Annotated in this window: 14 protein-coding genes and 1 riboswitch; of the genes, 13 read left to right on the forward strand and 1 reads right to left on the reverse strand. The window is 34.6% G+C overall.

The features are described 5' to 3' along the window. Positions 1 to 10: 10 nt before the first annotated feature. The 12 genes from C1Y58_RS13495 (at position 11) to C1Y58_RS13550 (ending at position 11,084) form a co-directional block, all read left to right on the forward strand. Positions 11 to 508, forward strand: coding sequence for a dihydrofolate reductase (locus C1Y58_RS13495; RefSeq protein ID WP_105616587.1), 498 nt, complete (start codon positions 11 to 13; stop codon positions 506 to 508). Positions 509 to 631: 123 nt separating this feature from the next. Then, entirely contained in the window at positions 632 to 1,195 is a 564-nt protein-coding gene (locus tag C1Y58_RS13500; protein WP_105616588.1) for a glycerol-3-phosphate responsive antiterminator, read from the forward strand. Between the two features lie 268 nt (positions 1,196 to 1,463). After that, positions 1,464 to 2,027, forward strand: a complete 564-nt coding sequence (locus C1Y58_RS13505; RefSeq protein WP_105616589.1) for a glycerol-3-phosphate responsive antiterminator — start codon at positions 1,464 to 1,466, stop codon at positions 2,025 to 2,027. Between the two features lie 280 nt (positions 2,028 to 2,307). Then, a complete protein-coding gene (locus C1Y58_RS13510) occupies positions 2,308 to 2,661 on the forward strand; it encodes a Lin0368 family putative glycerol transporter subunit (protein ID WP_105616590.1) in 354 nt (117 codons plus the stop codon). A 35-nt stretch (positions 2,662 to 2,696) separates the two neighbouring features. After that, entirely contained in the window at positions 2,697 to 3,032 is a 336-nt protein-coding gene (locus tag C1Y58_RS13515) for a Lin0368 family putative glycerol transporter subunit (protein ID WP_105616591.1), read from the forward strand. Between the two features lie 75 nt (positions 3,033 to 3,107). Beyond that, a complete protein-coding gene (gene glpK / locus C1Y58_RS13520) occupies positions 3,108 to 4,595 on the forward strand; it encodes a glycerol kinase GlpK (protein ID WP_105616592.1) in 1,488 nt (495 codons plus the stop codon). Positions 4,596 to 4,690: 95 nt separating this feature from the next. Beyond that, positions 4,691 to 6,142 carry an NAD(P)/FAD-dependent oxidoreductase gene (locus tag C1Y58_RS13525; protein ID WP_105616593.1) on the forward strand — a complete coding sequence of 484 codons (1,452 nt, stop codon included), beginning with the start codon at positions 4,691 to 4,693 and terminating at the stop codon, positions 6,140 to 6,142. A gap of 64 nt (positions 6,143 to 6,206) precedes the next feature. Further along, entirely contained in the window at positions 6,207 to 7,478 is a 1,272-nt protein-coding gene (locus C1Y58_RS13530) for an NAD(P)/FAD-dependent oxidoreductase (protein WP_105616594.1), read from the forward strand. Next, positions 7,475 to 7,846, forward strand: coding sequence for a DUF1667 domain-containing protein (locus tag C1Y58_RS13535; RefSeq protein WP_105616595.1), 372 nt, complete (start codon positions 7,475 to 7,477; stop codon positions 7,844 to 7,846). Before C1Y58_RS13530 ends, C1Y58_RS13535 begins: the two co-directional genes overlap by 4 nt. 204 nt (positions 7,847 to 8,050) lie before the next feature. Then, the gene (locus C1Y58_RS13540) at positions 8,051 to 8,821 is read left to right on the forward strand and encodes a TIGR00266 family protein (RefSeq protein WP_105616596.1); all 771 of its coding nucleotides are present in this window, start codon (positions 8,051 to 8,053) and stop codon (positions 8,819 to 8,821) included. Between the two features lie 173 nt (positions 8,822 to 8,994). Beyond that, a complete protein-coding gene (locus C1Y58_RS13545) occupies positions 8,995 to 10,182 on the forward strand; it encodes a patatin-like phospholipase family protein (protein ID WP_105616597.1) in 1,188 nt (395 codons plus the stop codon). Positions 10,183 to 10,246: 64 nt separating this feature from the next. Further along, positions 10,247 to 10,368: riboswitch (FMN riboswitch) on the forward strand. Positions 10,369 to 10,454: 86 nt separating this feature from the next. Beyond that, positions 10,455 to 11,084: an ECF transporter S component gene (locus C1Y58_RS13550; RefSeq protein WP_105616598.1), complete on the forward strand. Its 630-nt coding sequence runs from the start codon at positions 10,455 to 10,457 to the stop codon at positions 11,082 to 11,084. 104 nt (positions 11,085 to 11,188) lie between these two features. On the opposite strand, the gene C1Y58_RS13555 is transcribed toward C1Y58_RS13550, so the two are convergent. Continuing rightward, a complete protein-coding gene (locus C1Y58_RS13555; protein ID WP_105616599.1) occupies positions 11,189 to 11,776 on the reverse strand; it encodes an HD domain-containing protein in 588 nt (195 codons plus the stop codon). A gap of 219 nt (positions 11,777 to 11,995) precedes the next feature. Here C1Y58_RS13555 and C1Y58_RS13560 point away from each other — a divergent pair, with 219 nt between their 5' ends. After that, entirely contained in the window at positions 11,996 to 13,069 is a 1,074-nt protein-coding gene (locus C1Y58_RS13560; RefSeq protein WP_242985402.1) for a DUF4474 domain-containing protein, read from the forward strand. Positions 13,070 to 13,111: the final 42 nt, after the last annotated feature.

Consider the following 13,111-nt stretch of genomic DNA (forward strand, 5'->3'; position numbering starts at 1 on the left):
GAGGGGTTGTATGAATTTTATTGTAGCAGTTGATGAAGCATGGAATATTGGTTGCAATGGACAGTTACTAACGCATGTTCCCGAAGATATGGCCAACTTTAGAAGGACTACAACAGGTGGTGTTGTGGTGATGGGGCGAAAGACTTTGGAATCATTTCCAGAAGGAAAGCCACTGAAAAATCGTAAGAATATTGTTTTGACAAGAAATAAAAATTATCAGCCTGAAGATGTTATAATTTGTCATTCAGTGGAGCAATTGATGGAGGAACTTAAACAGTATCCAGAGGAAAATATTTGGGTTATTGGAGGTAGTGAAATTTATAATCTACTTATACCTTATTGCAAAAAAGGATATATTACTATTTTAAAAGGTGAGTATAAAGCAGATACAAAAATTATGAATATGGATCAAATCCCTTCATGGAAAAAGATCGAAGAAAGTCCTTGGCAAACAAGTAAAAAAGGTGCAGTATTTAAATTTACAGTCTATGAGAATAATGAAAAATAAACGTGATTCTACCCCATACTTTTGTGAGAGTGTGGGGTTTTAGTATATAACTCTCTTTTGAATTATTTTCTTATGAAATAGGAACAATAGAAGTAATTAGATCTTTAAAGGAGATAATAAAAGATGAACGATCACGTGGGGATACTATCCAATAATCCAATAATTGCAGCTGTAAATGATATAGAAAAATATAAGATAGCTCTTGAATCACCTTGCAGCATAATTTTTCTTCTTACAGGTAATATACTGAATTTAAGAAGTTTAGTTAATCAAGCAAGAGAATATGATAAAAAGGTCTTTATTCACTTTGACTTAATGGATGGTCTCACAAAAGATACCACAGGGTTAAAATTTGTTAAAGAGCATGTTCAACCTTATGGTATTATTTCTACCCGGTCAAGTTTAATCAAAAGAGCAAATGATGCAGATTTTTTTACTATTCAAAGAATCTTTTTATTGGATTCTATTTCCTTTGAAAAGGGGATTAATGATATAAAAACCAGTAGACCTGATGCAATTGAAATCATGCCCGGTGTTGTAACCAAAATGACAGCTGAAGTCTGTGCAATGACCCATGTACCAGTTATTGCTGGAGGGTTAATTAAAGAGAAAAAAGATGTTATTGATAATTTGAGTGCAGGTGCAGTGTGTATTTCAACAAGTAGAAAAGAAATATGGTACATGTAATTGTGTCTAACAATAGCTAGGTTTAGTTGAATAAATTGTTAATAATATATCAAAGGTTAGGTTTGAGTGTGCAAAATCAACATTTATTTTGAAGTACTTTACAAGTAATTGTGAAATTGTTATAATGACATTATAATTAAAAATTGGGTAAGGATATGAGAGCCGCTCTAAATCATACTATAAGGTTAATTATAGTTGTATTTATAGTGGTTTTTTTATGCTTTCTAAAACAAAATTTAATTAAAAGACTAGGGAGGTTAGAATCAAAATGATGGATTACAAAAATTTATTACATAGTAACCCTATAATCGCGGCAGTAAATGATATCAATAAATTTGAACTAGCCTTAGCGTCCCCATGCAAAATCATCTTTCTACTAACAGGCAGTATATTGAATTTAAGTGATTACGTCAAACAGGCAGATAGGTTGGAGAAAAAAGTATTTATACATCTGGATTTAATGGATGGTATTACGAAAGATTCAACGGGATTAAAATTTGTACAAGAATACATTAATCCATTTGGTATTATATCCACAAGGTCAAGCCTTATTAAAAGGGCAAATGAAGCAGGCTTTTATACAATACAGAGGATTTTTCTTCTGGATTCCATATCTGTTGAAAAAGGGATTCACGATATTAAGAGTACGAAGCCCCATGCTGTTGAGGTAGTACCTGGAGTGATTAATAAGGTAACATCTGAAGTGTGTCATATTACCAATACCCCTATCATAGCCGGTGGTTTAATTAAGGAGAAGAAAGAAGTCATCGATAGTTTAAAGGCGGGGGCGGTATGTATATCAACAAGTAGAGAGGAAATATGGTATATGTAATTTTAAATAAAAATAATTATTAATAAATAAGAACAACTGTTAAAAATATAACAAAAAATATTTAACTATGTGCAAATTAAACATTAAAAATAAAATGCTTTACAAATAATTATTTAAATGTTATAATGGATTCACAGTTGAATAACAAGGGTAAGGATATGAGAGCCGCTGAATGAAGTCTATATTATAAATATATAGATGAGTTTATGCGGTTTTTCTGTGCCCCTTGTTGTTCAAGATTATAGTTCATCATTACAATTTTAGCGGAGGTGTATTGTAAATGAAACATCTAGGAACAATTTTGGGAAGTGCCATTGCGGGTATTTTCGTCATGAGTGTATGGGGAGCATTTGTGGAAGCATACGGTATAGGTGGGGGTTGGTTCGCTGGATTAATCATTATTGGATCAATGTGGTATCTCAATCACTATCTTGGCATTCACAAAAATGACGGAGCTTGGGTAGACATGGCATTAGGAATAGGTATGGTAGGCCTTACAAGAGGTATGTTTGAACAAGGTATACAAGCGGGTATAGATTCATTACCTACATTAGTTGTTGTATTAATTGGTGGAGCTTTTGGGGGTATCACAGCAGCATTAATACAAAAAAGAATGAAGGCAGAAAGTAAGTAAAAAAGTTTAAATAAACTAAATGGGGGTAATATAGTATGTGGATGATTTCAACTTTTGCTGGCGGATTTATATTCGCATTCATGATTCGCTTATTATGGGGTAAGTTTGTTGAGGATTGGGGTTCAATCGGTGGCTGGATGGCAGCTGGTGTTATTGTTGGTACGGCTTGGACACTTAATCACGGTGTTGGTTTAATCTACCAAAGTGGTGGAGCTTGGATTGATATGGCTTTTGCAGCTTTCTCTGGTCTATTCTTAGCCAGTGCTATAGTTGATGGTGATGATATGAAGAAAGGTTTAGTGAATGCAGTTATGGGGATTATCGGTGGTATCCTCGGTGGATTTATATTATATAGCTTAATGTTTCACTAATCAGATCAATGGATAAGATACTGGATATATTATGCAGAATATTTAGAATTTTATGTTAATTATAGGAGGATAAACATGAAAAAATATGTTATGGCTTTAGATCAAGGAACCACAAGTTGCAGAGCGATATTATTTGATAAAGGCGGAAATATAGTAGAAGTTGCTCAGAAAGAATTCACACAAATCTATCCTAAGCCAGGTTGGGTTGAGCACAATGCTTTAGAAATTTGGAAAACCCAAAGTGGTGTAATGATGAACGTAATTGAAAGTGCGGGAATTAAGGCTGAAGAGATTGCAGCTATTGGTATCACGAATCAAAGAGAAACAGCAGTAGTCTGGGATAAGAACACTGGTCAACCTGTATATAACGCTATCGTATGGCAGTCACGTCAAACAGCTGATATATGTGAAGAGATTAAAGCTGCTGGACATGAAACTTATTTTAGAGAAACTACAGGACTTGTTGTAGATGCTTATTTCTCTGGAACAAAAGTGAAATGGATATTAGATCATGTTGAGGGAGCTAGAGAAAAAGCTGAGAATGGTGATTTAATATTTGGTACAATGGATACATGGCTTATTTGGAACTTGACTAAAGGTAAAGAGCACGTTACTGAGTATTCAAATGCGTCAAGAACATTAATGTATAATATCAAAGAATTAAAATGGGATGAGAAATTATTAGAAGTATTAAACGTACCAAAGTGTATGATGCCAGAAGTTAAGCAATCTAGTGAAGTTTATGGCTATGCTGAATTATTTGGAGTTGAGATACCTATCTCAGGTGCTGCAGGTGACCAACAAGCAGCTTTATTCGGTCAAGCATGTTTCAAACCTGGTATGGTCAAGAATACTTATGGTACAGGCTGCTTTATGTTAATGAACACTGGTGAAGAATTAGTACCATCCGATAATGGTTTATTGACTACGATTGCATGGGGTGTAGATGGCAAGGTTGAATATGCTTTAGAGGGTAGTGTATTTGTTGCTGGTGCTACAATTCAATGGTTAAGAGATGAATTGAAGCTTATTCATAATGCTAAAGATAGTGAGTATTTTGCTACACAGGTTGAAGATTCTAATGGCGTATATGTGGTTCCTGCCTTTGCTGGTTTAGGTGCTCCGTACTGGGATATGTATGCTAGAGGTGCTATCGTAGGCTTAACTCGTGGTGCAAATAGAAATCATCTTATTAGAGCAAGCTTAGAATCTTTAGCTTATCAGACAAAAGATGTTATTGGAGCTATGCAAGAAGACTCAGGTATTGACTTAACAACATTAAAAGTTGATGGTGGTGCAGTAGCCAATAACTTCTTAATGCAGTTCCAATCAGATATATTAGGTGTTCCAGTTGAAAGACCAGAAGTTATTGAAACAACTGCTCTTGGTGCTGCATATTTAGCTGGGTTAGCAGTAGGGTTCTGGGAAAGTAAACAAGATGTAATTGATGGATGGGCTATCGATCGCAAATTCCAGCCTGATATGGAAGAAGAAAAGCGTGCTAAGTTATATAAAGGCTGGGTAAAAGCTGTAGATAGAGCAAAAGACTGGGAAACTGAATAATCGTTATTTAGGCTGAGAATAGGGAGAGCCGCGATTGAACTGTTACTATGCAGGTTTTTAATCGCGGCTCTTTTTCTTTTGAGGAGGAAAGAGGTATGTATGACGTAGCAGTCATTGGTACAGGAATTATTGGAACATTTATTGCTAGAGAATTATCCAAGTATCAGTTAAAGATACTTATGATTGATAAAGAAAATGATATTGCTAATGGTACGACCATGGCTAACAGTGCAATTATCCATGCTGGTTATGATGCAAAAGCAGATAAGAATAAAGGGAAATTTAACGCTCCTGGTAACAAGATGTATGAAAAACTTTGTGACGAGTTAGATGTACCCTTCAAGAAAATAGGGTCTTTAGTGATTGGGTTTGATGAAGAAGATCAAAATACAATCAAAGAACTCTATAAGAATGGTCTTGAGAATGATGTTGAGGGTATGGAGATACTAAACAAAGAACAAGTATTAGAGATGGAGCCAAATTTGAATGATACAGTCACTGGTGCCTTATATGCACCGTCAGCTGGTATTATTTCACCATTTGAGATGGCTATCGCACTTGCAGAAAATGCAATGGATAACGGTGCAGAACTGATTTTAAATAGTGAAGTGACGGATATTAAGAAGGTGGATAACGGTTATATGCTCGAAATAGGTGATAGAAAAGTTGAAGCACAATATGTGATTAATTGCGCTGGTGTCTATGCGGATCACATTAACAATATGGTTGCTTCATCTAGCTTTGAGATTAAGCCGAGAAAGGGTCACTACTTTATACTGGATAAGAGTGTAGGAAGCTTAGTTAATCATGTTATTTTTCAATGTCCTTCCGATAAAGGCAAGGGGATACTGGTTGCTCCTACAGTACATGGTAATATATTAATCGGACCAGATTCTGAATTTATTGATGATAAAGAGAATCTTGGGACAACAGCTGAGCGTTTAGATTTTATTAGAACTATGGCACTTAAGACAACAACTCAAATTCCATATCATACGATTATTAGATCCTTTACAGGACTAAGAGCCACTGCAGATATTGGTGATTTTATTATTGAAGAATCTAAGGAAGCTAAAGGTTTTATCAATGTAGGCGGAATTGAGTCTCCAGGACTTTCTGCTGCCCCTGCTATAGCCGAATACGTTGTTAATTTATTGAAAGAAATAAGCGGTGGTATGGAGGAGAATGAAAACTTTATAGCTACTAGAAAGAAATTTATACGATTTAATGAGCTCACTGATGAAGAAAAAGCTGAGGTTATCAAGGAAGATCCGCGTTATGGAAGGGTTATTTGTCGTTGTGAAACAGTGACTGAAGGGGAAATAGTGGACTCTATCCATCGAAATGCTGGTGCAACTACTGTTAAAGGTGTTAAAAAAAGAACAAGATCAGGGATGGGTAGATGCCAAGGAGGATTTTGTAGTCCAAAGGTAGTAGAAATTCTTGCAAGAGAATTAGGCGAAGAAATGATTAATATTAATTTAGATAGCTTGGACTCCTATATTTTAACAGGTAAGACAAAGGAAAACGACTTATATAAACAATAAAGTAGTATAGCTATATCTCATCAGAAGAAAAAAGAAGGCTAAAAATTTAGGTGGTGGTGTTAGAATGACTTATGATATTGCAGTTATTGGGGGTGGACCTGCTGGTTTAGCAGCGGCGATTGAAGCAAAGAAAAATGGTGTTAACAATATTCTTGTTATTGAACGTGATAGAGAACTAGGCGGGATACTTCAACAGTGTATTCATAATGGTTTCGGACTACATGTTTTTAAAGAAGAATTGACTGGTCCGGAGTATGCTCAAAAATTTATTGATGAGTTAAGAAAAGAAGGTATTGAATACAAATTGGATACAATGGTTTTGGATATATCAGAGGAGAAGGAAATAAAAGTCGTTAATACAAAAGATGGCTTCATGTCCATTAACGCTAAAGCCATTGTGTTAGCTATGGGATGTCGAGAAAGAACAAGAGGAGCCATTAGCATTCCAGGTCAAAGACCTTCAGGTATATTCAGTGCTGGTACGGCTCAAAGATATATTAACATGGAAGGTTATATGGTAGGTAAGAGAGTCCTCATTTTAGGGTCAGGTGATATAGGTCTTATTATGGCAAGACGATTAACACTTGAAGGTGCTGAGGTACTAGCAGTTGCAGAATTACTTCCATTTTCGGGAGGATTGACAAGAAATATTGTCCAGTGCTTAGATGATTATAATATTCCATTGTTATTGAGTCATACGGTGGTAGACGTAATAGGGAAAGATCGACTAGAAGGTGTGACTGTAGCTAAAGTAGATAATCAATTCAAACCTATTCCAGGAACAGAAATTCATTACGAATGTGATACATTGTTATTATCTGTGGGATTGATACCAGAAAACGAGTTATCCGAAAGCGCTGGTATAGAAATTGACCCTGTAACAAAGGGACCAAAGGTTAATGAAGCTATGGAGACAGCAATAACAGGTATTTTTGCTTGTGGTAATGTGGTTCACGTCCATGATTTGGTGGACTTTGTTACAGAAGAAAGTAGGAGAGCAGGGAAAAATGCTGCCAAGTTTGTTAAGAATCAGTTAAGCAATGAGGGAGATATCATTTCCACTAAAGCAGAAGATGGAATAGCTTACATTGTTCCTCAAGTTATTCGACTTGAGAATATTGAAGAACATCTTGATTTATTCATGCGTGTTCGTACAGTATATAAAGATGCATCTCTCATTATCAAGGCAGATGGAGAGGTAATTAAAAGAATAAAGAAACGTCATTTAGCACCAGGGGAAATGGAACATATTCAAATCAAAAGGTCTGACTTCAATGCTGACAAGATCGCCTTACTAACTGTGGAAGTTGAAGTAAAGGGGGGCGAGGATGAATGAGTAAAACACATGAAATGATTTGTATTGTATGCCCTTTGGGATGTCGTTTAAAGGTAACAGAAAATGTAGAACTACGTGTTGAAGGTAACAAATGTAAGAGGGGCAAGGAATATGCTTTAAAAGAGCTAACTTTCCCGACTAGAGTATTACCTACGACAGTATCTATAAAGAATGGGATACTCCCACGTCTGCCAGTGAAGACCAATGCTCCTATTCCAAAGGATAAAATATTTGATGCAATGAAGATTATTAACAAGGTGGAAGTCGTTGCACCTACTAAAGTGGGAGATATCATAATTGCTAACATATTAGATACAGGTGTTGATGTGGTTGCTACACGCGATATGGATGAGAGGGAGAAAGTTTAAATATTATTATAGAGATGCTAATCAGGTGGTACTTTGTATCATCTGATTTTCTAATTTTCATTTACTCCTAACAGTAATTTGATATATACTCACAAGTTTTAAGATGTATTTAATATATTTTATGAAGTTGTGTAGTATAATAAAAGGGAAATGTCTTACAGCTATATGTAAGCATAGCAGTGGATAAAGAGAAGGAGGAGTATTATGAACGCACATGAAATTGATTACAAAATTTATGGTGATGATATGCAATTGGTAGAAATTGAGCTTGACCCAAGTGAATCAGTTGTAGCAGAAGCTGGAGCCATGATGTATATGGATAATGGTATTCAAATGGATACGATCTTTGGAGATGGTACACAGACTGATAATGGATTTATGGGGAAATTATTTAGTGCAGGTAAGAGAGTATTAACAGGTGAAAGTTTATTCATGACAGTGTTTACGAATCAAATGCACGAGAAAGCTCAGGTTTCATTTGCAGCGCCATATCCAGGTAAGATCATCCCATTTGATTTAACAGCATATAGTGGTAAAATAGTTTGTCAAAAGGATGCTTTTCTATGTGCTGCTAAAGGTGTTTCTGTCGGTGTTGAATTTCAAAGAAAATTAGGTGCTGGCTTCTTTGGTGGTGAGGGATTCATCATGCAAAAGCTAGAAGGTGACGGCATGGCATTTTGTCATGCAGGTGGGGCTATCATTGAGAGAACACTTCAACCTGGAGAAATACTCAAAGTGGATACTGGATGTCTAGTTGCGATGACAAGAGATGTCAATTTTGATGTTCAATTTGTTGGAGGTATCAAAAGTGCATTCTTTGGCGGAGAAGGTTTATTCTTTGCTACATTAACAGGGCCAGGTAAGATATGGTTACAATCATTACCATTTAGTAGAATGGCAGATCGAATCATTCGTGCTTCTAACCTATCTTCTGAAAGAGGCAAAGGAGAAGTTAAAATTAATTTATTTGATTAATCATTTGCACATGATAAGTAATAGAAGTTATTACTTGTCATGTGCTTTATATTTGTCTGTAGGACCTTGTACTATTTTCCTAACTATGTTTACAATAATCTATTAAAGTGAGATAATTATTATATGAATATTAGAAAACTAATCCAGTTCGTGGTGATAGGAGGACGGCATTGATGAAAGATTTTGTGAATAAGGAAGTTGGTATCGTTCTTGAAGGTGGAGGGGCAAGAGGAGCTTATCAAATTGGAGCTTGGAAGGCGCTTCGTGAAATTGGCGTCACTATTAAAGGAGTGGTAGGTGCATCAGTAGGGGCTTTGAATGGAGCGATGATGGCTCAAGATGAATATGATCAGGCATATAAACTGTGGCAGAATATTAAGTACTCACAAGTTATCGATGTGGATGATCAGCTTTTTGAGAAGATTAGAAGTTTAAATATTGTCCAAGAAGACCTGAAGGATGTAGCTGTAGGACTTAAAAAACTGATTAAAAATAGTGGTTTTGATATTACACCCATGCGCCAAATGTTAAGTGAAGTCCTAGAAGAAGAGAAGATAAGACAATCTGGTATTGATTTTGGTCTTGTGACTATATCTCTTTCAGATTTTAAGTCCATAGAAACATTTATAGAGGATATACCTAATGGATTACTAGAAGATTTCTTATTAGCCAGTGCCTATCTACCTGTTTTTAAGACTGAGAAGCTTCATGGTAAATACTATATGGATGGCGGCTTCTATAATAACTTACCTATTAAAATGCTTATTGATAAAGGTTATAAAGATATTATAGTTATCCGCATTCATGGTATTGGTCATATTCCACGCTATGAAGTACCTGAGGATGTTTCTGTCACATATATTGAACCAAAAGAATCATTAGGAGGGTCATTGGATTTTATAAGTGATAATGCACGCTATAATATAAAGCTAGGTTACCACGATACCATGAATATTTTTCAAGAATTGAAAGGAAATCAATACTATATTCAATCAACATATGATGAAGCTTATTACATCTCAAAATTTTTAGATTTACCAAAGAAAGCAGTAAAATATTTTACGATGCGATATGGTAATGATGAGCTGAGCGATGAAAGAAATATAATGGAATATATTTTACCACGACTAGCTAAAAAAGTTGGGCTACCTAATAGCTGGAGTTATGAAGAACTTTTTATCAGTATCTATGAACATGTGGCATCAACTATGGGGATTGAAAGATTTCAAATCTATGATTTAGAAAATTTTATTCAAATGGTTAAAGGAGGATCCGTTGTACAACATGAAGAAACACTTCTAGATAGACTTCTAGATGATCGATTCAGCAAAGTTATGATTTATACATGTAAACATTGGTAACTAAAAAATTAAAATGTCATATTGACATTGTTAATTTTTTTGCATATAATATAAGTAATTAAATAGATTTCTTCGGGGCAGGGTGAAATTCCCGACCGGCGGTTATAGTCCGCGAGTAGTTGTTAGAGCTGCTGATTTGGTGAAATTCCAAAACCGACAGTAAAGTCTGGATGGGAGAAGAAGTTAGAAACAAGAATGAAAATGTTTGCAGAAAATTGATTCTGCATTTACGTAGACTCCTATCATTGCCCCATGATGAAAGGAGATTTTTTATGTCTACAAATACAATAACAACGCATCAAAAAAAAATACTATCTACTCAAAATGTCATTAATATCGGTATGTTATCAGCAATATCCTTTGTATTAATGTACTTTGATTTTCCACTACCCTTATTTCCAGAGTTTTTGAAGATTGATTTGAGTGATATCCCTGCAGTTATTGGTACATTTGCATTAGGACCTATTGCAGGAATCTTTATTGAATTAATTAAGAATTTACTTTATCTTGTTATCAAAGGAACATCATCAGGTGGAATTGGTGAAGTTGCTAACTTTATCGTAGGAATTTCTTATATTGTTCCATTAGGAATGGTATTGAAGTGGAGTAAAAATGAGAAAAGATCTTTATACGGTGTAATTATTGGTCTTGTTTCCATGTTGGTAGTTGGCGCTATAGGGAATTATTTCTTCTTTATACCTGCATACTCAAGATTTTATGGCATGCCAATTGAATCTTTTGTTAGTATGTCAAACGTAGTCAATCCATTAGTAACAGACTTTAAAACAATGGTACTATTTGCAATTACACCATTTAACCTCATAAAAGGTACTGTTATATCTATAGCGGGATATTACCTCTACCAAATGTTAAAACCAGCTATTTTAAGAATGAAAAAGTAACATTTAGAATATTTTAAGCGTACCTGAGGGTACGCTTTTTATAGTATAGGAAACAAACATGTATTAGTAAACACAAAGTACACATATTTGAAATATGACGATAGTCACTTTTCTTGTTTATCACTCAGTTTTATGTGAGTATCATCGTCAATGATTTTGCGTAATTTTTCTATGATTTCATTAATAGTAACATATTCTGTTCCATAAGTAAGATTGAATGCATAATTAAAATCCGATGGGTTTTTTCCTTGGTTATGCTGAATAATTGTTTCCATTTTATCTAGGGACTTAGCAATTTTAGCTTCAATAGAAATAGCTTCATTATATTCCTTCCAGAGTGATGTGATCATTTCCTTAGAAGACTTAGGTAAGGTGTTAATTAGTCTAAGAATATCTCTTTCTTCATTAATCAATTTCTCATCTTGATCAATTGGTATGGTAGCAGAAATATCTCCTTCATAGGCTTCACCTAAATCATGAACGAGACACATGCTTATAACTTTAGAAAAGTTCACTTCAGGAATATAAGGTGTTAATACAAGAGCCAACATAGCCAATCGCCAAGAATGCTCGGCAACACTTTCTTGCTTTCCTTCAGAGGTCCAAGCAGTTCGAGTGATATTTTTTAATCGTTCCAGTTCTTTTATGAAAGTGATGATCTCTTCAACTTTTATCTGATTTTCTGTATTCATCATCTTACCTCCTTGTTTAGATCATACTGTAAGAGTGATATATATTATCATACTACAAATTATTAAATAATACACTTCATTTATAACGGTATAAAAGTTCTACCTGTCATTACTAGTAAAGCAATATCTTTTTCTTACATTACCCTTTGTGAAACCTATTTAACAAATAGATCAAGCTTGGAATAATATATTATAGAAAACTTAATTGGTGTGATCTTTATGCTATCTAATTTAATAGTTGTAAGCCATATGTCTTTAAATCTTTTGCAAGTAGTTGAGGAAAAGACGGCATCCTATAGTCCGTCCTATGGCGTTTTATTACTGATTTTATTGGTTCTCATTTTATCAGTAAGTATTGTTATATTATACAGCAAATACCTAAAAATTAAGCAAAAATATTCCAAGTATTTTATGACTTCAATAAAAGAAAGGGACCATAAAAAAAACAGCAATGATGATTTGGAAAAAGACTTAGAGGAAGACGAGGATGATCCACTGGCTACTGTAATGGAGGCAAGTGGCTTTGTATACAATCCGAAAAAAGATATATTTTATTCACATAGAAATCCATGGCAAAGAAAATTTGGTTATTGTCGTTTGTATGATGAAGCTTCTGCTCCCCTTGGTATGATCATTGATTGTGAGCCCATTTATTTTCGCTATAAAGGGAGAAGATGGTTAATTGAATTTTGGAAAGGTCAATACGATTTAACCACCGGATGTGAGATAGGTGTTTATGCAACAGATGGACCAGATTTAGACATCCCTGGACTATTCAATGGAACCTTTTATCATAGTGTTGGTGATAAAGACATGTTAAAAATGTCTTATACTCTAAGGAAGAATGGTCGAATACTTTTTAGACGTAAAGCTAAACATTGGTGGTTAACAGGTTTTAAGTTGGGCGAGTTTTCGCAACCTATGGAGTTATCAATGGACATTAGTATTTTATTGAAAGATGAGTCTATGCTTTATGCTTTTTTGAAGGGCTTAAAAAACGCGGGTTATGATAGGCGTGAAATAAGAATTCAAGGAACTAGGGTAGATATAAAGTTTGACAAACCACATGTACCACAACCCCTCACGCGGACAAAGGAAACAGATCGACTGATACAGATGAAAAACAAGTTAATGTGTGATCAATATCAAGAAATTACAAGAGGCTATAAAAATATGCCCAATAAATTGAATGCTATCCGAAAACAGTCACCAGAATTATATGAAAAGATTATGCATATAGGTAAAATAATTCAATTTTTTGACATCTATAAAACCATTGATGAATATTTGTAGTCATAATAAATAAAGATACTTATTTTTGTCATAAAACAAATA

Origin of the sequence: Vallitalea okinawensis (assembly GCF_002964605.1) — a bacterium.
Classification (GTDB): Bacteria; Bacillota; Clostridia; order Lachnospirales; family PQDH01; genus Vallitalea_A; species Vallitalea_A okinawensis.